At 57.8% G+C, this 19,866-nt stretch carries 20 protein-coding genes; 8 read left to right on the top strand and 12 right to left on the bottom strand.

What is annotated here, in order from left to right; genetic code table 11:
* Positions 1 to 5 precede the first annotated feature (5 nt).
* The 11 genes from ACNY69_RS18290 to pilM all read right to left on the bottom strand — a co-directional run bounded on the left by ACNY69_RS18290 (position 6) and on the right by pilM (position 8,848).
* Entirely contained in the window at positions 6 to 683 is a 678-nt protein-coding gene (locus ACNY69_RS18290) for a phosphoglycolate phosphatase (RefSeq protein WP_111139723.1), read from the bottom strand.
* On the bottom strand, positions 667 to 1,350 hold the full coding sequence (gene rpe / locus ACNY69_RS18295; protein WP_111139724.1) for a ribulose-phosphate 3-epimerase: 684 nt from the start codon (positions 1,348 to 1,350) through the stop codon (positions 667 to 669). The genes ACNY69_RS18290 and rpe overlap by 17 nt, the downstream gene beginning before the upstream one ends.
* A 67-nt stretch (positions 1,351 to 1,417) precedes the next feature.
* Positions 1,418 to 2,233, bottom strand: coding sequence for an adenine-specific DNA-methyltransferase (gene dam / locus ACNY69_RS18300; RefSeq protein ID WP_111139733.1), 816 nt, complete (start codon positions 2,231 to 2,233; stop codon positions 1,418 to 1,420).
* Between the two features lie 93 nt (positions 2,234 to 2,326).
* Complete coding sequence (locus ACNY69_RS18305; RefSeq protein WP_111139725.1) at positions 2,327 to 3,355, bottom strand: SPOR domain-containing protein; 1,029 nt, start codon at positions 3,353 to 3,355, stop codon at positions 2,327 to 2,329.
* A 72-nt stretch (positions 3,356 to 3,427) separates the two neighbouring features.
* Positions 3,428 to 4,516, bottom strand: a complete 1,089-nt coding sequence (gene aroB / locus ACNY69_RS18310) for a 3-dehydroquinate synthase (RefSeq protein WP_111139726.1) — start codon at positions 4,514 to 4,516, stop codon at positions 3,428 to 3,430.
* A 38-nt stretch (positions 4,517 to 4,554) separates the two neighbouring features.
* Positions 4,555 to 5,076 carry a shikimate kinase AroK gene (aroK, locus tag ACNY69_RS18315; protein ID WP_003852989.1) on the bottom strand — a complete coding sequence of 174 codons (522 nt, stop codon included), beginning with the start codon at positions 5,074 to 5,076 and terminating at the stop codon, positions 4,555 to 4,557.
* A gap of 362 nt (positions 5,077 to 5,438) precedes the next feature.
* A complete protein-coding gene (hofQ, locus tag ACNY69_RS18320; RefSeq protein ID WP_418799451.1) occupies positions 5,439 to 6,710 on the bottom strand; it encodes a DNA uptake porin HofQ in 1,272 nt (423 codons plus the stop codon).
* Positions 6,646 to 7,032, bottom strand: a complete 387-nt coding sequence (locus ACNY69_RS18325; protein WP_418799453.1) for a DUF2531 domain-containing protein — start codon at positions 7,030 to 7,032, stop codon at positions 6,646 to 6,648. The genes hofQ and ACNY69_RS18325 overlap by 65 nt, the downstream gene beginning before the upstream one ends.
* A complete protein-coding gene (locus ACNY69_RS18330; RefSeq protein WP_233498979.1) occupies positions 7,022 to 7,513 on the bottom strand; it encodes a HofO family protein in 492 nt (163 codons plus the stop codon). The genes ACNY69_RS18325 and ACNY69_RS18330 overlap by 11 nt, the downstream gene beginning before the upstream one ends.
* Entirely contained in the window at positions 7,503 to 8,048 is a 546-nt protein-coding gene (locus tag ACNY69_RS18335; protein ID WP_418799454.1) for a PilN domain-containing protein, read from the bottom strand. Before ACNY69_RS18335 ends, ACNY69_RS18330 begins: the two co-directional genes overlap by 11 nt.
* Positions 8,048 to 8,848: a type IV pilus biogenesis protein PilM gene (gene pilM, locus ACNY69_RS18340; RefSeq protein ID WP_418799456.1), complete on the bottom strand. Its 801-nt coding sequence runs from the start codon at positions 8,846 to 8,848 to the stop codon at positions 8,048 to 8,050. Before pilM ends, ACNY69_RS18335 begins: the two co-directional genes overlap by 1 nt.
* 116 nt (positions 8,849 to 8,964) lie before the next feature.
* Here pilM and mrcA point away from each other — a divergent pair, with 116 nt between their 5' ends.
* The 4 genes from mrcA to ACNY69_RS18360 all read left to right on the top strand — a co-directional run bounded on the left by mrcA (position 8,965) and on the right by ACNY69_RS18360 (position 14,498).
* Positions 8,965 to 11,514: a peptidoglycan glycosyltransferase/peptidoglycan DD-transpeptidase MrcA gene (gene mrcA / locus ACNY69_RS18345; protein ID WP_293773385.1), complete on the top strand. Its 2,550-nt coding sequence runs from the start codon at positions 8,965 to 8,967 to the stop codon at positions 11,512 to 11,514.
* Positions 11,515 to 12,054: 540 nt separating this feature from the next.
* Entirely contained in the window at positions 12,055 to 12,465 is a 411-nt protein-coding gene (locus ACNY69_RS18350; protein WP_111140881.1) for a GNAT family N-acetyltransferase, read from the top strand.
* 24 nt (positions 12,466 to 12,489) lie between these two features.
* On the top strand, positions 12,490 to 13,179 hold the full coding sequence (locus ACNY69_RS18355; protein WP_111140880.1) for a helix-turn-helix transcriptional regulator: 690 nt from the start codon (positions 12,490 to 12,492) through the stop codon (positions 13,177 to 13,179).
* 20 nt (positions 13,180 to 13,199) lie between these two features.
* The gene (locus ACNY69_RS18360; protein WP_367395881.1) at positions 13,200 to 14,498 is read left to right on the top strand and encodes a cytosine permease; all 1,299 of its coding nucleotides are present in this window, start codon (positions 13,200 to 13,202) and stop codon (positions 14,496 to 14,498) included.
* A gap of 41 nt (positions 14,499 to 14,539) precedes the next feature.
* On the opposite strand, the gene nudE is transcribed toward ACNY69_RS18360, so the two are convergent.
* On the bottom strand, positions 14,540 to 15,103 hold the full coding sequence (nudE, locus tag ACNY69_RS18365; protein WP_111140878.1) for an ADP compounds hydrolase NudE: 564 nt from the start codon (positions 15,101 to 15,103) through the stop codon (positions 14,540 to 14,542).
* 391 nt (positions 15,104 to 15,494) lie between these two features.
* Between nudE and ACNY69_RS18370 the strand changes: the two genes are divergently transcribed.
* The 4 genes from ACNY69_RS18370 to hslO are packed head-to-tail and all read left to right on the top strand — an operon-like array spanning position 15,495 to position 19,665.
* Positions 15,495 to 17,630, top strand: a complete 2,136-nt coding sequence (locus tag ACNY69_RS18370) for an intracellular growth attenuator family protein (RefSeq protein ID WP_293773379.1) — start codon at positions 15,495 to 15,497, stop codon at positions 17,628 to 17,630.
* A 56-nt stretch (positions 17,631 to 17,686) separates the two neighbouring features.
* Positions 17,687 to 18,334, top strand: a complete 648-nt coding sequence (gene yrfG / locus ACNY69_RS18375) for a GMP/IMP nucleotidase (RefSeq protein WP_111140876.1) — start codon at positions 17,687 to 17,689, stop codon at positions 18,332 to 18,334.
* A gap of 13 nt (positions 18,335 to 18,347) precedes the next feature.
* On the top strand, positions 18,348 to 18,749 hold the full coding sequence (gene hslR / locus ACNY69_RS18380; protein WP_111140875.1) for a ribosome-associated heat shock protein Hsp15: 402 nt from the start codon (positions 18,348 to 18,350) through the stop codon (positions 18,747 to 18,749).
* Positions 18,750 to 18,798: 49 nt separating this feature from the next.
* Positions 18,799 to 19,665, top strand: a complete 867-nt coding sequence (gene hslO / locus ACNY69_RS18385) for an Hsp33 family molecular chaperone HslO (protein ID WP_111140874.1) — start codon at positions 18,799 to 18,801, stop codon at positions 19,663 to 19,665.
* The last annotated feature ends 201 nt before the right edge of the window (positions 19,666 to 19,866 follow it).

Here is a 19,866-nt window from a genome sequence, read left to right on the forward strand (position 1 = left end):
GATATTTACAGCCCCAGAGCGGGCAATAGTTCGTCGAAAGAGTCGAGGGTTAAATCGGGCTGGCTGGTGGCAATCGGCTCGCCATAGTTGTAGCCAAAGGTCAGGCCGACATGCGGAACGCCCGCCGCCTGCGCAGCCTGGATATCATTGCGGGAATCACCGATAAACAGCAACTCCTTCTGCAGCAGACCAAAGGTGCCCAGCACCTTAAAGATCGCCGCCGGATGCGGTTTTTTAACCGGCACATCGTCGCCACCGATAATCAGTGAAAACGCATCCTCAATACCCAGCGACGCGAGCAGCGGTGCCACAAACGGCGTCGGCTTGTTGGTGACAATCGCCATCGGCAGCCCGGCGGCTTTGAAGGCGGCCAGCGTCTCCTTCACCTGCGGGAACAGCGTACTGCCCGCCTCGACGGTGTCGGCATAATGACGGTCAAACAGCGCCCGGGCATCACGCTGCTCTTCTGGCTGCGGCTCGCGGCCCAGCGCGAAGGTCAGCGCGCGGGCCATCATGATATCGGCACCGTTACCAATCCAGGTTGACACACGCGCCAGACCCGCCTGCGGCAGACGAAGGTCGTTCAGCGTGCGGTCGATTGCATCGGCCAGGCCTGGCGCGCTATCGACCAGCGTGCCGTCCAGATCGAACGCCAGCGCACGGATATCAGTGAAATGAGCCATTGGTCTTCTCCAGTTCGTTGCGCATATCGTCGATCACTTTCTTGTAATCGGGATGACCAAAGATGGCCGAGCCGGCCACAAACATATCCGCCCCGGCGGCCGCGATCTGGCCGATGTTGTCGATCTTGACGCCGCCATCCACTTCCAGACGAATGTCGTAGCCGCTCTGATCGATACGTCTGCGCGCTTCGCGCAGCTTATCCAGCGTGCCAGGAATAAAGGACTGACCGCCAAAACCGGGGTTGACGGACATCAGCAGAATGATATCCAGCTTGTCCATCACGTAATCGAGGTAGCTCAGCGGCGTCGCCGGATTAAAGACCAGGCCCGCTTTGCAGCCATGCTCTTTAATCAGTTGCAGGGTACGATCGACATGTTCGCTGGCTTCGGGATGAAAAGTGATATAGGTGGCGCCTGCTCTGGCGAACTCGGGGATAAGCGCATCCACCGGTTTCACCATCAGATGCACATCGATGGGGGCGGTGATGCCATAGTCGCGCAGGGCTTTCAGCACCATCGGACCCATGGTCAGGTTAGGGACGTAGTGGTTGTCCATCACGTCGAAGTGAACCACGTCACCTCCGGCCGCCAGCGCTTTGGCCGTATCTTCGCCCAGGCGAGCAAAGTCTGCCGAAAGGATTGAAGGGGCCAGCAAATATTGTTTCATCCGATTCTCCCACTGTTGTGCGCCAGCCCTGCGGCTGGCGTAATGCGTTGGTCGCGGACGAAACAGACTAGCGATAAAGTGCCAGCAGTTCGTCGACCTTGGTGCGACCGGTTATGCTCCGGCTGATAGAACGCCGGGCTTTGACCACATGTAACACTGCACCCTGATACCACAAACGCGTCAGTGCAGTGTCGTGGTTGGAAATCAGTACCGGAATCCGGTGCTCCGATGAAGAGATCTCTGCGGCCAGCGCCGCCAGATTCTCCTGCTCACGCAGGCTGAAGCTGTTGGTGTGGTAAGCCGTAAAATTGGCCGTTGCCGACAGCGGCGCATAAGGCGGGTCGCAATAAACCACCGATCCTTTACCGGCACTCTTCAGGGTAACATCGTACGATTCACAGACAAACGTCGCTTTCTGTGCACGCTCAGCAAACCATAACAGTTCTGCTTCGGGAAAGTAGGGTTTGCGATAGCGGCCGAACGGGACGTTGAATTCACCCCGCAGGTTATAGCGGCACAGACCGTTGTAACAGTGACGGTTCAGATAGAGGAACAGCAGCGCACGCTGATAGGCGTCCGTGCTGGTATTAAATTCAGTGCGGTGCTGGTAATAACAGATTTCGTTGTTATTTTCTGGCGTGAAGAGCCGCTGCGCATCGCGGATAAAGTCCGACGTGCGCGTTTTAACGATGTTGTAGAGATTGATCAGGTCACTGTTAATATCGGCAAGATGATAGCGATCAAATTCAGTGTTCAGAAACACCGAACCTGCGCCAACAAATGGCTCGACCAGACAGTCGCCCTGCGGCAGATGGCGATGGATCTCTTCTACTAAGGGAAATTTTCCCCCTGCCCATTTCAGGAAAGCGCGATTTTTTTTCATGCTGTCGTGGTTATTACATCTTATTGTGAGGCTGTGGCTGAACCGACAGCAGATCTGCGCTTTAAACGGGGCCAGCGAGTGGCCCCACATCCGCTATTGGCTGGCTTCTTTCTTCACCTGGCTGACGGGCTTCACCCACGGGTTCTTCGCACGCACGTCTGCAGGCAGTGAGGCCACTGCCCGTTTAGCATCCGCTGGCGTCGCGTAGGAGCCACTGACCAGCACGTACCACGGCTGACCGCTGCGGGTGGTTTTGTAGACGTGATAGCCACTCAGATTCTGCTGCTTCGCCCAGGCGTTCAGACTTTCCGGCTTCGACGCGCCGCTCAGTTGCAGCGTGTAGCTGCCGCCAGGCAGGGATTTGCTGGCCGTACCGCTGCCGGCGACGGACGTAGCAGGCGCAGAGGTGGCAGGTGTCCGCGCGGGCGTCGTGTGGGTTCTGCTGTCACGGGTAACCGGCTTCGACGCGGTGGCCGTTTTGTGCGATGACTCGTGCGCCGGACGGGCCGCAGTCGTGGTGCGGTTTGGCGTCTGGCGGCCCGGTGCGGTAACCGGGTTGGCTGCCGTGCCGGACGTGCCCGCCGTGCCGCTGACGGTCGCAGGCGCGGTTGGCAGAGAGCTGCCCCCCTGCGAGCCCATCGCGGCGTTATCGACCTGCTGCTGCTGATTGGTCAGCGCGCTGTTGAGGTCGCCCGGCAGCGTTACACGCTGCTGACTGGCGGGCGTATCAACCGGTGCTGCCTGCGTCGGCGTGGAGGCTACAGGCGGCATCGAGATGTCGCGCTGCGCGTCAGATCCACTATTTGCGCTGGTCGCCGGGCTGTTTTCGGTCGTGGCCGGGCTATTCTGTGCACCTGACATAGAGGAGGAACCGGTCAGATCGATATTTTTCTCGCTGCCGGAACCGCCACCCGCCGCCGTGGTGGATTTCTTCTCATCCGGGCCATTCAGTGCCGATCCAATGCCCAGCACCAGTAACAGCAGGACCAGGATCCCGACACCCATCATGATACGCTGGCGCGAAACCGGTATTCTGGCTGCGGTAGACGACTTACGAGGGCGCGAGGGACGGCGGTCGCTGGCGTCAGGTTTTAACTCGTCTTCCGGTTTAAACTCATCCATTTTGCCTCCTCCGTAAAGCGGCATTCCGCACTGCGCACCCTGCGCGCCGCGTCACCACTCAACTGCTTAATCTCAGGGTTGCTGACAATCGTTAATTGCAGCCAGCACCATATCATGTGCCACGCCGCCACGCACTTCAGAGCGGCCAATCGACAGCGGGAGTATCAGCCGCAATTCGCCCGCCAGAACTTTTTTATCGCGCATCATGTGTGGCAGGTACATCTCTGCACTCATCGCCTGCGGCCCGTGTACCGGTAAACCGGCACGTCGCAACAGAGCAATAATGCGGTCTGTCTCTTCCGCACTGAACTGTCCCAGACGTTCCGCCGTGCGCGCCGCCATCACCATGCCTGCGGCAATCGCTTCGCCATGCAGCCAGTTGCCGTAGCCCATGTGGGCTTCAATCGCATGGCCAAAGGTATGACCCAGATTGAGCAGCGCCCGCTGACCGTTTTCACGCTCATCGGCAGCCACCACGTCCGCTTTCAGTTCACAGCAGCGACGGATGCAGTAGGCCAGCGCCTGCGCATCCAGCGCCAGCAGCGCATCCAGGTTCTGCTCCAGCCACTGGAAAAATGCGCCATCAAGGATGATGCCGTATTTGATCACTTCGGCCAGACCGGACGCCAGTTCGCGCGCGGGTAGCGTCTGCAGACAGGTTGTATCGATCACCACCGATGCGGGCTGATAAAACGCACCGATCATGTTTTTGCCCAGCGGGTGGTTAACGGCCGTTTTGCCACCAACCGACGAGTCAACCTGCGACAGTAAGGAGGTCGGCACCTGAATAAAGCGAACGCCACGCTGATAACTCGCCGCAGCAAAACCGGTCAGATCGCCAATGACGCCGCCGCCTAAGGCGACAAGCGTCGTATCACGACCGTGCGGTTTTTGCAGAAGGGCGGTAAAGACCTGATCCATCACGGCCAGCGTCTTATACTGCTCGCCGTCGGGTAAGATCACCTGATCCACATTGACCCCTGCCGCTGTCAGCTGCGCTATCAGCGGGTCAAGATAGAGCGGGGCCAGCGTCTGGTTTGTCACCACCATGGCGTTTTCGCCCGCCTTCAGCGGCCAAAAAGAAGCCGGATCGTTAAACAGTCCGGCGGCGATAGTGATGGGGTAACTGCGTTCCCCCAGTGAGACGGTGATCTTCTCCATGATGCCCGATACCTGTTAAAGAGTCTTCGAACGTTGGATCAACTTTTTTCCAACATGTGGATAATCTGATTCGCCACCACTTTGGCACTCTGATCATCGGTGCGGATGGTGACATCGGCGATCTCTTCATAGAGCGGATTACGTTCACCGGCCAGTGCTTCGAGCACTTCGCGCGGCGGCGAATCCACCTGCAGCAACGGACGTTTTTTGTCACGCTGGGTGCGCGCCAGCTGCTTCTCGATGGTGGTTTCAAGATAAACCACAACACCGCGGGCGGAGAGACGATTACGCGTTTCCCGGGATTTGACGGAACCCCCGCCTGTCGCCAGGACGATGCCTTGCTTCTCGGTCAGTTCGTTAATGATTTTTTCTTCGCGATCGCGAAAGCCAGCTTCGCCTTCGACATCAAAAACCCAGCCCACATCCGCTCCGGTGCGTCGCTCAATTTCCTGATCGGAATCGAAGAACTCCATGTTGAGTTGCTGAGCCAACTGACGGCCAATAGTGCTTTTGCCGGCACCCATCGGCCCAACCAGAAAGATATTGCGTTTCTCTGCCATTTTGTCGGTATTACTAAGAATTCGTTAATGATACCCCGCGTTCAGCATTTGCTGGCGGGACAGGAACTGAGACCTCATGAGCGTTAGCAAGAGTCAGATGAAAAATTATCTCAACACTCAAGGCTGTTTGGCAACCGATTATATTGCCTTCAGCACATCCATTTCTGGATTGGCCTGTGTTCGCGAAACTGTAACGCGCCAGCGCTGCGTCTTTACAACGCGGCTTACAGAGGAGTTTACTAATCTGCTTGCCTGGATTTACCGGGCATAGACGGTTACACCGTATTGAAAATCGCTAAACCTTGTAAGCTAATTCCTCTCCGGCGTCAACGCAGTTGGCCTTCAGGAACACATTTTCCGTTTTATCCACCCGTAAGCGCTGATTCCCTGACCAATCGCGGCGTAATGAAGATGACCAGCTCTCTTTTTTTGCGCTGTTCCGAATGCTGGCGAAACAGCCCGCCAATCAGCGGCACGTTTCCCAGCAGCGGCACCTGATTCTGCCCGCGCGTGCGCTGCTGCTGAAAGATACCGCCTAATGCCAGCGTTTGCCCGTCGCTGACCGTGACCTGCGTCTCAATTTCCTGTTTATCAATAGATAATATGTCGCTGTCGCCGCTTCGGATGGTGCGACCCGGCATATTCTGGCTGATATGGATTTTCAGCTGAATGCGGCCCTTGCCGGAGATGGCGGGCGTCACCTCCATGCCCAGCACCGCCTCTTTAAACTCAATACTGGTGGCGCCGCTGTTGCCTGCCGACACGGCATAGGGAATTTCGGTGCCCTGCTTGATCGAGGCGGTCTGCTGATGCGAGGTAAAGAGACGGGGACTGGCGATAATTTCAATCTGGTTCTCCTGCTCCAGCGCACTGAGCTCCAGATCCAGAAGCCCGCCGCCGATGCGCGCCAGCGCCATCCCTACGCTGATGCCCGGAGAACTCACCGCCAGCGGAATAGCCAGCCGGGGATGATGCAGGATGTCGGTCACCGCCGCATCACCCGCCTGCAGCCCCCACTTCACCCCCAGCTCCTGCAGATGCTCTTCGCTGATGGTCACGATGTGCGCCGAAAGCTCGATCTGCTCCAGCGGCCGATCCAGCGCCCGTATCCAGCGCTCCGTCTCTTTTAACGCGGCCGCCGTATCGCGCAACAGCAGTGCATTGGTGCGTTTATCGATTGTTACGCTGCCGCGCGGCGTCATGAGTGTCTGCCGTTCACTCAGCAGACTCGCATGGACCTCACTGGCGCTGGCATAGCGCAACACTACGCTACGCTGCTGCAGGGGGCGCTGCTGTAACGCTTCCTGCTGCTCAGCCTGACGCGCCTGTTGCTGAGCCTGCTGCCAGCTGGCCGGGTAGACCATCAGGACATTGTCCTGTTCGATCAGCGTCAGCTTTGCCATGCGCGCCACCAGATCCAGCGCCTGATGCCAGGGCACATTATCCAGCCGCAGAGACAGCGTCCCCTCCACGTCCGGCGCAATCAGCAGGTTGATCTGCTGATAATCCGCCAGTGCCTGCAGAATACGCGTCACCGGCGCATGATCAAACGTCAGGCTGAGCGGCTCTTCATCGGCGGCGTAAACCGGCAGCAGGCCGCTCAGGGCCAGCAGCAGCAGGGCTATCCTTGTCATGCGCTCCTCCGTTTAAATAGATCCGGGTCTGTTGTGCCTCGCAGCTATCCGGCACCACCAGGGTGATACTGTGACGGCGGATATCAGCAGGCTGCCAGGGGGCAACGGGAAACGGCCTGCCGCTGCGGGCCATTATGCTCTGCCCCTGTGGGGTCAGCAGCCAGGCGTGATAATGCGCCTCGCGCCCGACGATCCCCTGCAGCCGCCAGCCGGTCAGGGGCGCGACGACGGCCTTGCAGAGCGACGTTGCGACAGGCTGAAACGGATCCCGCGCCAGCACGCCGCCACCGCAGAGCAGCAGAATCAGCAGGCTATAGCGCATCGTCAGGGTCCAGCCAGAGCTGCGCGACCAGAAACGGCGGCTGTGAGCGCAGCTGAAAATGGTGCGGAAAAGGCGCATCACCTTCGGCAAGCTCGGCAAACAGCGACTGGAACGCCGGCCACTGCAGATGCAGCGTCAGCGTGCGCGAAGCGGTATCGGGCTGCCACGCCTCAAGCTGGTGATGACGTGCGGCCAGAATCGCGTCCATGGCCCCGTCCGAATCGGGTCTGGCGCGCTGCAGGGCCTGCAGTTGCGCCTTCAGCTGCGCACTAGCGGGATGCTGCTGCCACTGCTGCTGGCGTTGCTGCAGAGTGTGGGTTAACTGCGACAGCATCTGCTGTTCCACGATCAGCGCCTGCTGCCGGGGGCGTAACAGAGCGACCCCGAAGAGCAGCAACAGCCCGGCAGAGACGATCGCGAGCAGCCCGTAGCGTGGCAACGCAGTCATCTGCCACCAGCGATCCCACCACTCACTCATCATTCACCTCCCGCAACGTCAGTTGCAGTGAAAAGTGATAACGGCCATCAGGCTGGCGCTTAACGCCGCCCTGCTTCACCTGGTCAAACAGGGTGACAGTGGTTAACCGCTGGCGGAACTGCCGGATCGCCACCATATCCTGTGCCATTCCCTCCAGCATCAGACGCTGGTCGCGCTTCTCCAGCCGGGTCAGCCAGGCGCTGTCGGGTAACAATGCGGGTAAATCCAGCCAGAACTGCTGCCAGGCGACCCGCTGCGCCCGCTGCCTGCGCTGCTTCGCCTGCTGCTTCTGTACGACCGCGAGCTGCGCCAGCAACGCCTTCTGTTCCGCCAGCTGTTTTGCCAGATGGTTCAGCGCCTGCTGCTGCACACCGGTAGCCTGCGCCACATGCTGACGCGCCTGCTGGATACGCCATGCCTGCTGCATCACCGCCAATAAGAGGCTGATGGCCACCAGTAACAGCACCGCCAGGCTCTGCCGTCGCTGCTGCTGAAGACGTCGCTGCCGCCAGGGCAGCAGATTAACCGCGATATGCATTATTCGTCCCCGCGCAGCGCCAGTCCGGCGGCCAGCACAAACGCGCCCGGATTTTCCGGCAGAGGCGGCTGTTGATAGCGAAAGAGATCGAAAGGAGAAAACAGAGTGGCGTCAGCCGGCAGCACCGCTTCTCCGGCTGCACACCAGGCGACAGCTGGCGCGTCAGGAAAAGCCTGCCGGAGAGCCTCGGGCGTGGCAACCCCGGCGGTATCGACAGCGGTATGCGCATCGCTCCAGAGCCAGCGTTCATCCTGATGCAGGGCCAGCACCGCGCCCGGCGGCCATGCTGCCTGCCGGACCAGTCGCTTCAGCGCGTCGGTCGTGAGTTCAAACACCTGCGGCGTGAGTCCCGCCTGCAACAGGGGAGTCATCCACTGTTCGATGATCTCCAGCCGTGCTGCCGTCACGCAGAGCTGACCTTCCTGTGCCGCCGGGCGATAATCCAGCGCCAGCGCGGCAGGCTCCAGCGGAAAGAGACGGCGCGCAGCCGCCTGCACATAGTGTTCCAGTGCCTGCGCCTTCAGCGGCTGCGCGGGCAGCGGGAGCTGACGCTGCAGCACCAGCCGGGCGGGCAGTGCGACCCGCAGCGAGTAACGGCGCGGCAATCGCTGACGCCAGGCGGTTAAGGCCGCCAGTAACTCAGGTGAAGATTGCAGCACGTCGTTTCTTAACGTATCTTGCGGCAGCCGCTGCTGCCACCAGTGGCGTAGCTGCCAGCCATCACGACGGGGCTGGAGGGCCAGGGCGCAAATCTGCCTATTCTGAATATCCAGCCCAATTTGCCAGGTATGAAAAGCCATCCGCGCGATCTCCTTATCGTCCGGGAAAATGGACATATCAAAGCGTCTGGCTTGCCTTTATACTACCGCGCGGTTGTTTATAAACTGCTCAAACGACAACAGATGGGAAATTCCAGGTGAAGTTCGTAAAGTATTTATTGATCCTTGCAGTGTGTTGCATCCTGTTGGGAGCTGGCTCGATTTATGGTTTATACAAATACATAGAGCCGCAGCTGCCTGACGTCAACACGCTGAAAGATGTGCGTCTGCAGACCCCTATGCAGGTTTACAGCGCCGATGGCGATCTGATCGCCCAGTATGGCGAGATGCGCCGTATTCCTTTGACGCTGCAACAGGTGCCACCGGTGATGGTGAAAGCTTTTATCGCCACCGAAGACAGCCGCTTTTATGAGCATCACGGCGTGGACCCGGTGGGAATTTTCCGTGCGGCCAGCATTGCGCTGGTTTCCGGTCATGCCTCCCAGGGTGCCAGTACCATTACGCAGCAGCTGGCCCGTAACTTCTTCCTGAGCCCTGAACGCACCCTGATGCGTAAGATAAAAGAGGCGTTCCTGGCGATCCGCATTGAGCAGTTGCTGAATAAAGATGAGATTCTTGAGCTCTATCTGAACAAGATCTATCTGGGCTACCGGGCTTATGGCATCGGAGCCGCCTCGCAGGTCTATTTTGGTAAGCCGGTGGACCAGCTGTCGCTGAGTGAGATGGCGATGATTGCAGGACTGCCGAAGGCGCCCTCAACCTTCAACCCGCTTTACTCACCGAGCCGCGCCCTGTCGCGCCGCAACGTCGTGCTGGCGCGTATGCTGGATCAGCATTACATCACCCAGCAGCAGTATGACGAAGCCCGCAACACGCCACTGGTCGCGAAGTATCACGGTCCTGAAATTGCGTTCTCTGCCCCCTATCTGAGCGAAATGGTGCGTCAGGAGATGGTGAAGCGTTACGGTGACAGCGCCTACACCGACGGTTATAAGGTCTACACTACCGTGACCCGTCGTCTGCAGGAAGCCGCACAGACTTCGGTGCGCAACAACGTCATGGCCTACGATATGCGTCATGGCTATCGCGGGCCGACTCGTGTGCTGTGGAAAGTGGGTGAACCCGCCTGGGATCAGACAAAGATTGAGAACACGCTGAAGCCGCTGCCGGTCTACGGTCCGCTCCATCCGGCAGTGGTCACGGATGCGCGCAGCGATGAAGCGACGGTGATGCTGAAAGATGGCAGCAACGTATCGCTGACGTTAGCCGGTGTACGCTGGGCGCGTCCCTACAAGTCCGACACCGTGCAGGGGCCGACGCCGAAGAGCGTGACGCAGGTCCTGCAGGCCGGTCAGCAGATCTGGGTGCGCAAAGTGGGTGACGACTGGTGGCTGGGCCAGGTGCCGGATGTCAATTCAGCGCTGGTTTCACTGAATCCTGATGATGGTGCGGTACGTGCGCTGGTGGGCGGTTTCGCCTTTAACCAGAGCATGTTTAACCGTGCCACCCAGGCGCTGCGACAGGTCGGTTCTAACATCAAGCCTTTCCTCTACACCGCTGCGATGGATCGCGGGCTGACGCTCGCCTCGATCCTTAACGATGTGCCGATCTCACGCTGGGATGCAGGAGCCGGTGCGGACTGGCGTCCCAAGAACTCACCGCCAACCTATGATGGTCCGATTCGTCTGCGTCAGGGCCTGGGGCAGTCGAAAAACGTCGTGATGGTGCGGGCGATGCGTGCGATGGGCGTGGATTACGCCGCAGAGTATCTGCAGCGCTTTGGTTTCCCGGCGCAGAACATCATTCACACCGAGTCGCTGGCGCTGGGCGCCGCCTCGTTCACCCCGCTCCAGGTGGTGCGCGGCTACTCCGTGATGGCGAATGGTGGCTTCCTGATTGACCCCTACTTCATCAGCCGGATTGAGAATGAACAGGGCAACACCGTGTTCGAAGAGAAACCGAAGATCGCCTGTCCACAGTGCAATCTGCCGGTGATCTACGGTGAAACCAGGAAAGCGCTGGCGCTGAACGAAGAGAGTGTAGAGAACGTCGCAGCCTCAGACGCTAAGCAGAATCAGGCGGCGCCTCAGCCTGCACTGGAGCAGGTGCCGGCTCAGGCCCAGCAGGGCGGTCAGGCGTATGCGCCACATGTCATCAATACCCCGCTTAGCTTCCTGATCAAGAGTGCGCTGAACAGTAATATCTTCGGCGAACCGGGCTGGATGGGCACCGGCTGGCGTGCCGGCCGTGACCTTAAACGTAATGATATCGGCGGTAAAACCGGTACCACCAACAGTTCGAAAGACGCCTGGTTCTCGGGCTACGGCCCGGGTGTGGTGACCTCCGTCTGGATCGGTTTCGATGATGCGCGCCGTGATCTGGGCCGCAGCACGCTCTCCGGTGCCATTCCCGATCAGATTTCGGGCTATGAAGGCGGCGCGAAGAGTGCGCAACCGGCATGGGATGAGTTCATGAAGAGCGCGCTGGAAGGCGTCCCGGTGCAGCCGTTAACGCCGCCGGACGGGGTGGTGACGGTCACCATCGACCGCAGCACCGGCAAACTGGCTAATGGTGGCGGCAATACCCGTCAGGAATATTTCATCAATGGCACCCAGCCGACCGAATATTCGGTTCATGATGTGGGCACCACCATCATGGACAATGGCGAGAGTCACGAGCTGTTCTGACGTAACCGCTGGCGTGTGAAATCAACAAAGCCGATCGCTCTGACGATCGGCTTTTTTTTGCGTAAAAAGGGGATGGCCCAGGGGTTTAAAAAAGGATACGCAACGCTGCGTTTTCACATCACTGCCCTCCTCTGCTTTGCTGCCATCAGCAGGGAGTATCAGAGCGTAGTCTGGATCGATGGGGATAAAGTAGCGGGGGGACAGAATCAAATCAGAGGTTCAGCGGCGACACGCATAAAAAAATACCGCCCACATCAGTGACCGGCATTTTTTGTGCCTTATGTTATAAGGCGACAGCGTCCTGGCTTATTTGTGACTGTCACGAAAAAAGTCAATCGCATGTTATTATAGTGCTGAAAATCGCATTTCCCTGGCGCCAGCGGATAAAACAGATTGCATGGCAACGCAATACGTCGGGCCAGCATAATAGTTACCGCTTCGGATAACAGGGGGGATATTGGCTCTTGCGCCTCGCTTTTTATCGTGATAAGAAGCCTGCCAGATTGCTCATATTTAATTATTCGCGGAAACTGTTTATATATGGAAATTGAAATTGGCGATGTGCCGGACCAGAAGAGTGAAGAATATATTATTCAGCAACTCTGGCAGCATAATAGTGCTTTCGCTGACATCAACATGAAAACATTGAATGTTATCCTGTATGACGATGAGAAAAATATTCAGGGTGGCCTGTTAGCGCACACCTGGTGCGGCACGCTGGATATCCACTATTTCTGGATAGCCGAGGCGCAGCGCATGCATGGCACAGGGCGTAAGATGATGCAGGCAGCGGAAGAAGAGGCGCGTAACCGACACTGTCATATGGCAGTGGTAGACACACTGAGTTTTCAGGCTCGCGGTTTCTACGAGAAATTAGGTTATCGCGTTTATGGCGAACAGGAAGGCTATGCAGAGCGCTACGCACGCTACTATCTGGCAAAACGATTATAACCTGAATGATTTCAGCGAGGTGCCATGGATAGCCCCTACCGTAGTATCGATGAGTTTATTGCCCCATTCGCCACAACAATGGATCTGTTACCGACCCCGTGGGGATTTAAGGATGCGGCTTCACAGCATCTTTATATGAATGAAGCGGCCAGAAAGTACACGGCGACGCCTGAAAATTATCGCTTAGAGGGTAAGAGGGACAATGAATTCCCTACCCCCTGGAGCGATTGTGCCGATCAATTCTGCGAGCACGATCAACAGGCTGAAGCGGCAAAAGGCAGCGTTGCCGTGATTGAAACACATTACTGGTACGGCAATAACTACCTCTCCCCTTTTATCAGCGAAAAATATCCGGTGTTCGACCACAATAAGCAGCTGCTGGGCTGTATCTGGAATGCACGTCCGGTCGATAATCTCTCCGCGATGCGCTTTATCGATCAAAAGAAGGCGTCCGTTCTGACCACGCGGCTGGCGCATCCCCTGTTTACCTCCGCCGAACTGGATGTCATCTTCCTGCTGCTGCGGCGGTTCAATGCCAAAGAGATCGCGCGTATCTATAACCTGAGCGTAAAAACCATCAGCAACCGCATCACGACGCTTTATCAGAAAGCCGGAGTCCATTCGCTTCAGCAATTTGAGAGCTACTGCTACGCGGAATCGCTGGAAAGTTATCTGCCAGAGCGCTTTCTCAGCGCTGGCGTTATTTTTATTTAAATCGGTAAGGAAACCCTGCAGTGAGTAAATTTGACGATTACCCCCTGAGTCGCGTGCCTGAAAATAAACGACTTTCGCTGCTGAGCGTGGCGATTGTGCACATGGGTATGCTGACGGCGCTGGACCAGTTTATGCTCGGGGCCGTGCTGGGCAACGGTATGTCCACGGGTGAAGCTTTTACCGCGATTACCCTGGCCAGCCTGCTGTTTGGTGTGCTGACGTTTGCGCTCGGCTATGCCGGAATGCGCGAAGGTCTGCCCGGTAGCCTGCTGGCACGCTGGTGCGGCTTTGGCCGTCACGGTTCGGTGCTGATTGGCCTGCTGGTGGCAATCAGCCTGCTGGGGTGGTTCGGCATCCAGAATGCGGTCTTCGCCCGGTCGCTGAGCTATGCGCTCGATGGCCGGCTCAGCTTCGCCGAAGCGGCAGCCCTGTCAGGGGGTGTCCTGACCCTGCTGGTGACCTTTGGTTTCCGGGCGCTGCGGTTTACCGCCCGCATTGCCGTACCACTCTTTATTGCACTGGTGGGCTGGATTTTCTGGCACGCCTTTCACGGTCAGGCTGGCCCTGTTGCTCAGCCAGCGGTAGCGGCTGATCCCATTACCGTGAGCGCCGCAATTACCATGGTGATTGGCGGCGCAATCCTGGCCAGCCTGATGACGCCCGATCTGACCCGTTTCTCACGCAACGGAAAAGATGTGTTTGCCATTACGCTGCTGACTATTCTGGCGGGCGAATATGGGATCAATGGCCTGGCGATTCTGGTCGCCAGAGAGCTGCAGACTGCCGACATTATTGCCATCATTACGCAGACCACCAGCACCCTGGGGTTGTTTGCGGTAGTCTTTTCAACCCTGCGCGTTAACGATCTGAATCTCTACTCCTCCACCCTGGGCATCAGCAATGCGATCGAGGGGGTGACGGGCTATAAGCCGCGCTATCAGGTGATTACGCTGCTGCTGGGGGTGCTCGGCACGCTCTGTTCTATTCTGGGGATCCTCGACCGGTTCGTCGATTTTCTGGAGCTGCTGGGTGTGGTCTTCCCACCGGTTCTGGGGGTGATGATTATTGATTACTACGTGCTGAAAACCAGCCGTCAGACGCTTGCGCTGGGCCGCACGGAGAATGCCCTGCCGCCCGTCTCGGTGTCGATTGGCTGGCCGGCACTGATCGCCAGCCTCGCGGGTGCGGCCACCGGCCTGTTTATTGAGCGCGGCGTCCCGGTCTTCAACTCGTTAATCGTCGCCTGCCTGGCTTATCTGGTGGCGGCGCCTCTGTCCAGGCGGCTATCAGCGCGGCAGACAGGCGCGCTGACGGACTGATTACGCTCCTTCTCTGCTGATTGCGCCGCTGGCTGGCGCAATCAGTAGCTCAGCCGTCCCTGTCTGACCAGCCATTCACGGGCCATAAACAGCGCACTGACGTTGCGCGCCTCGCGGAAGTCGGGCTCTGCCAGCAGCGACATCATATCGCTCAGCGGCCAGCGATGAACAATCAGCGGCTCCGGCTCATCCCCTTCCAGCCTTTCGGCGTAGAGCCCTTCCGCTACCACAATATTCATTTTGCTGGAGAAATAGGAGGGGGCCAGCGTGAGTTTGCCCAGCGTCGTCAGCGCGTTTGCGCCAAAACCGACCTCTTCCTTCAGTTCACGCACCGCGGCCTCGTTGACGGTTTCCCCGGCGTCGATCAGCCCTTTCGGAAAGCCGAGCTCATAAGTTTCCAGTCCGACAGCATATTCCTGAATCAGGATCAGATGATCATCGATAATCGGTACAATCATCACAGCTTCCCGTTCTGAGGGCTTCATGCGCTCATAAACGCGACGTGCGCCATTACTGAAGGCCAGGTCGACCGATTCAATCGTGAATAACCGCGAACGCGCCACGGCAGTGATATTGAGGATGTCAGGTTTTTTTGGAATTTTCATATCAGCCTCAAAGTAATCTGCGCCTCCTGGCGGGAGCAAATTAGCATACCTAACCACAGACAATTGTGCGACAGTCAGACAAGAACGTTATCGTTGCATAGATTCTGACGATTGAATAACAGCCTTTAGTTACCAGTTAAGACTAAATTTGCATTAGTCAATATGCTGCGATAAGTTTCAGATAATACCGATATTTAATCCAGTCTGGGCCGGTTACCATTCGGACAAGGCATGGTTTAACAAATGCTAATCAGATATACGCTGGCACTATTTCATCAGATGCCTGACACCCTGGGGTTATATAATCTTCCGCTGTGCCGCGCTGACCGTGCGCACGACCGGAAGCGTAAGTTAAAAGTGAAGGCAGCATTTTGGCTGAGTTGAGCAGAGCATGAGCACAATCTTTATGATCCTGGCCATAGTGCTGACCTGTTCAATCCTGGCAGGTATTGGGTTCTGGTACGCGATGCGGCATCGCCCGCCCCTGGCGAAACCACTGCCATTTATCAGCCCGCCCTGTCGTAAACTCTCTGCTCAGGAGCGGGAGGCCGTCGACAAGTATGTCGCCGCGCTGGAAAAGCAGTCCCGCACTACGGTAACCACCGATAAACGCAGGGCATCTGAACGTCTGGCGCTGACCGCACAGAGCAATAACGTCTATCCGGTTACCCGGGCGATCACCCGCTACGGCCTGTCAACGGACGACCCCCACAAATGGCGCTACTACCTGGATGAAGTCGAAGTTCATCTGCCGCCGCTGTGGGAGCAGTACATCACCGACGAAAACTATGTTGAGTTAATCCGCACCCAATCCATTCCGCTGGTGATCTCGCTGAACGGCCATTCGCTGGCCGATTACGCCGTGGATCAGCAGTCGCTGCCGACGCTGATGCGTCCGATGTCGACCAACGCCTCTATCCGCAAAGCAGAAACGGAAAATATTGAGCTGCTGAAGGTGCGCAAAGAGACGCCGGAAGAGTATCGACTGTCACGCCCTGACGGCACCCGTGAAGCGGTGATGATCTCCCTGGCCTTTCTCCTGTTCTTCTTCAGCCTGTTAGTGCCCGCCTCCCTGATGATCTGGCTGGTGCTGACCGGTGCCCTGATGATTGCGGCCAGCCTGTGGCTGCTCTATCGCATTCCCGGCGAGCGCGGCCTGCGCGATATCCACTGTCTGCGCGGTGCGCCGAAACGCTGGGGCCTGTTCAGCGAGTCGAACCAGGAGCAGAGCAACATTACCCTGGGGATTATCGACCTCGCCTATCCGCCGCACTGGCAGCCTTACGTGGCGCACGATCTCGGTCAGATCACCGATGTGGAGATCTACCTCAATCGTCAGGTAGTGCGTCAGGGCCGCTTTCTGTCACTGCAGGATGAAGTGAAAAACTTCCCGATTCAGCGCTGGCGGAAAAATGTAGTGCTGGCCTGCGGTTCACTGATGGTGCTGACCCTGCTGGTCACCTGGATCCCGCTCGGGATGCCGGTGAAGCTCAGCCTGGCCTGGGCCAGAGGCACAGACAGCCTGGAAGTCAGCAGCGTCGATAAACTCAGCGGTGTGGCGCTGAACATTGGCGACAGCCTTAAAGTCAGCGGCACCGGGATGTGTTCGGTACCGGATAACTATCAGAGCAACCGCAGTTACGCCTATATGCCCTTTGACTGCTCTGCAGTCTACTGGAACAACGCTACGCCGCTGCCGCAGCCTCAGTCGGACATTATCGACAAAGCCTCGGCGCTGCTGGATACCACGACAAAGCAGCTGCATCCGGAAACTAATACCGATCCCAAACTGAACCCGCAACTGGCCTCGGCGATTCAGAAGTCCGGGATGATCCTGCTGGACGATTTCTCCGATCTGGTGATGAAGACCCAGGACCTCTGTAATCAGCCGCAGGATTGCCTGCGCCTGAAGAATGCGCTGGTGAATCTGGGTAATGCCAAAGACTGGGAGGCGCTGATGCGCCGGGCGGACTCCGGCCAGCTCAACGGCATGAATGTGCTGCTGCGTCCGGTCAGCGCAGAAGCGCTGGAAAACCTGGTGAATACCGCCACCTCGACCTTCTTTTTCCGCGAAACCCGCCGGGCGGCAGAGAATCTTAACAGCCCGCCGCCGGGTGGCTTCCTGATCGTCAGCGACGAAGGCCGTCAGCTGGTGAATCAGCCTCAGCCAACCGTATCGCTGTTCGACCTCGATCCCCCTTCTCAGTGGCGCGAGCTGCAACGGCTCTCCGCCATGCTGCTGCACACGCCTTTCAGCGCCAGCGGCATTATCACCAGCATCTCCACCGATGCCAACGGAACACGGCATATCGCGCTGCACAACGAGCCGGATGCCATGGCGCAGTGGCGCTACCTGGGCACCGTGTTGCTGCTGCTGGTGCTGATGATCTGCGGTGTGTTCAACGGCGTGCTGGCGCTGCGTCGTATGCACCGCAACCGTCAGCGCATGATCGATATCCAGCAATATTACGATAAGTGCTTCAACCACAACCTCGGGACTTTACAGGGCGTGCGCTCGATATTCTGAGCCCTGCCCTTCTGTGCTACCCTGTCGCCCGGTTTTTTTCAGGGTGAGACCCCGCAATGCTTAACTGGTCTGAGATTGATACCGTGCTGCTCGACATGGACGGCACGCTGCTGGATCTGGCGTTTGACCGTCACTTCTGGCTGGAGCATGTGCCTGAACAGCTCAGCCAGCAGCGCGGCATCGCCCGGGCAGAAGCCGATGCGATCATCGCGGAAAAGTATCAGGCCGTCGCCCATACGCTAAACTGGTATTGTCTCGATTACTGGGCCGGGGCGCTGGCGCTGGACATCCGCGCCATGACCTGGGCGATGCGCAGCCGGATCGCGCTGCGTGACGATACGCTGCCTTTTTTACAGGCACTGCGGCGCATGGGTAAGCGCACCATCCTGCTGACCAATGCGCATCCTTACAATCTTGACGTCAAACTGGCGCAGACAGGTTTAGCGCCGCACCTTGATTTATTACTTTCCACCCATACCTTTGGGTATCCGAAAGAAGACCAGCGCTTATGGCAGGCGGTACAACAGCACACCGGCTTTTCTGCGCCGCGCACGCTGTTTATCGATGATAGCGAAGTGATTCTGGATGCTGCGGCGTTATGGGGCATCGGCGGGTGCTTAGGCGTAAAAAACCCCGATTCGGGTCGTCCTGAGCAAATCTTTCAGCGTCACCGCGCCACCGGCGATTACCGGACGCTGATCTGAGTCAGGAGCAGCAATGAAAGAGAAAAGCAGCGAAGAGGTACGCCTCGACAAATGGCTGTGGGCCGCGCGCTTCTACAAAACCCGGGCGATTGCGCGGGAGATGATTGAAGGCGGCAAAGTGCATTACAACGGTCAGCGCAGCAAACCCAGCAAAGTGGTGGAGCTGAATGCAGAGCTGACGCTGCGTCAGGGCAACGACGAACGCACGGTGATCGTGGCAGAAGTCAGCACTCAGCGCCGTCCTGCCAGCGAAGCTCAGCTGCTCTATCGGGAAACCGAGGCCAGCATCGAAAAACGCGAAAAAGTGGCGCAGGCGCGCAAGCTCAATGCGCTGACTATGCCCCATCCCGATCGGCGACCTGATAAAAAAGAGCGTCGCGATTTGATGAAATTTAAATTATCGGGTGATGAATAACGTCGTCTTCGCTGACGCGCCATCACCCCGTTCCAGTGAGAGAAAAAATATGTCAGTCCAGGATCAACTGCACCGTTATCTGTTTGAAAATGCCGCTGTGCGCGGCGAGCTGGTGAACGTCTCTGACACCTGGCGTGAAACCGTGAAGAACCATGACTACCCGGCTCCGGTGAAAACCCTGCTGGGTGAGATGCTGGTCGCCACCAGTCTGCTGACCGCCACGCTGAAGTTCGATGGCGAAATCACCGTGCAGCTGCAGGGCGATGGCCCGCTGTCGCTGGCGGTCATTAACGGCAACAACAATCAGGAGCTGCGCGGCGTCGCGCGTCTCAAAGGCGACATTCCCGCTGACAGTACCCTGAAAAGCATGGTCGGCAATGGTTATCTGGTGATCACCATTACCCCGGAAAAGGGTGAGCGTTATCAGGGCGTGGTCGGTCTGGAAGGGGATACCCTGGCGGCGTGCCTGGAAGATTACTTCATGCGCTCAGAGCAGCTGCCGACGCGTCTGTTTATCCGCACCAGCGACAAAGGCGCGGCCGGGATCCTGCTGCAGGTACTGCCTGCGCAGGATACGGAAAAAGAGGCGTTTGAGCATCTGGCCACGCTGACCGAAACCATCAAAACGGAAGAGCTGATCGACCTGCCCGCCAATGAAACGCTCTGGCGTCTCTACCACCAGGAGGAGGTCACGCTCTACGATCCGCAGCCGGTGATCTACAAATGCACCTGTTCACGCGAACGCTGTGGCGAAGTGCTGACCACGCTGCCGCAGGAAGAGGTGGATGAGATTATTGCGGAAGATGGCAAAATCGAAATGCACTGCGACTACTGCGGTTCAGACTATGTGTTTGACGCGGTCGATATTGCCGCTATCCGCAGCCACTCGCACGAAAACAGCGACCGACTACACTGATTTTCCGGGCGGCCTCTGCCGCCCCTTTTCTCCCGCCCCGCTATCCCCATAATTTTTCAGACAAATTATCTTTTTTTACTTTCATAACATCTTTTAAACGTTCGAAACATGGCCTTAACGCGCCCTGAGTCGCATTTTTGGATCACTGCCCTTTTTCCCGAAACGCAGAAGAGTAAACTGCGCGCGATCGTGCAAACGCCC

The sequence above is a fragment of the Pantoea graminicola genome, from assembly GCF_048452665.1.
Classification (GTDB): Bacteria; Pseudomonadota; Gammaproteobacteria; order Enterobacterales; family Enterobacteriaceae; genus Pantoea.

Excerpts from the sequence above, each read along its gene's own strand:
- hslR (WP_111140875.1), top strand. The coding sequence starts at position 18,348 with ATGAAAGAGAAAAGCAGCGAAGAGGTACGCCTCGACAAATGGCTGTGG.
- ACNY69_RS18330 (WP_233498979.1), bottom strand. The coding sequence starts at position 7,513 with ATGATGAGTGAGTGGTGGGATCGCTGGTGGCAGATGACTGCGTTGCCA.
- ACNY69_RS18305 (WP_111139725.1), bottom strand. The coding sequence starts at position 3,355 with ATGGATGAGTTTAAACCGGAAGACGAGTTAAAACCTGACGCCAGCGAC.
- ACNY69_RS18370 (WP_293773379.1), top strand. The coding sequence starts at position 15,495 with ATGAGCACAATCTTTATGATCCTGGCCATAGTGCTGACCTGTTCAATC.
- ACNY69_RS18335 (WP_418799454.1), bottom strand. The coding sequence starts at position 8,048 with ATGCATATCGCGGTTAATCTGCTGCCCTGGCGGCAGCGACGTCTTCAG.
- ACNY69_RS18290 (WP_111139723.1), bottom strand. The coding sequence starts at position 683 with ATGGCTCATTTCACTGATATCCGTGCGCTGGCGTTCGATCTGGACGGC.
- yrfG (WP_111140876.1), top strand. The coding sequence starts at position 17,687 with ATGCTTAACTGGTCTGAGATTGATACCGTGCTGCTCGACATGGACGGC.
- rpe (WP_111139724.1), bottom strand. The coding sequence starts at position 1,350 with ATGAAACAATATTTGCTGGCCCCTTCAATCCTTTCGGCAGACTTTGCT.
- ACNY69_RS18350 (WP_111140881.1), top strand. The coding sequence starts at position 12,055 with ATGGAAATTGAAATTGGCGATGTGCCGGACCAGAAGAGTGAAGAATAT.
- ACNY69_RS18325 (WP_418799453.1), bottom strand. The coding sequence starts at position 7,032 with ATGCGCTATAGCCTGCTGATTCTGCTGCTCTGCGGTGGCGGCGTGCTG.
- aroB (WP_111139726.1), bottom strand. The coding sequence starts at position 4,516 with ATGGAGAAGATCACCGTCTCACTGGGGGAACGCAGTTACCCCATCACT.
- dam (WP_111139733.1), bottom strand. The coding sequence starts at position 2,233 with ATGAAAAAAAATCGCGCTTTCCTGAAATGGGCAGGGGGAAAATTTCCC.
- pilM (WP_418799456.1), bottom strand. The coding sequence starts at position 8,848 with ATGGCTTTTCATACCTGGCAAATTGGGCTGGATATTCAGAATAGGCAG.
- aroK (WP_003852989.1), bottom strand. The coding sequence starts at position 5,076 with ATGGCAGAGAAACGCAATATCTTTCTGGTTGGGCCGATGGGTGCCGGC.
- hofQ (WP_418799451.1), bottom strand. The coding sequence starts at position 6,710 with ATGACAAGGATAGCCCTGCTGCTGCTGGCCCTGAGCGGCCTGCTGCCG.
- hslO (WP_111140874.1), top strand. The coding sequence starts at position 18,799 with ATGTCAGTCCAGGATCAACTGCACCGTTATCTGTTTGAAAATGCCGCT.
- nudE (WP_111140878.1), bottom strand. The coding sequence starts at position 15,103 with ATGAAAATTCCAAAAAAACCTGACATCCTCAATATCACTGCCGTGGCG.
- ACNY69_RS18355 (WP_111140880.1), top strand. The coding sequence starts at position 12,490 with ATGGATAGCCCCTACCGTAGTATCGATGAGTTTATTGCCCCATTCGCC.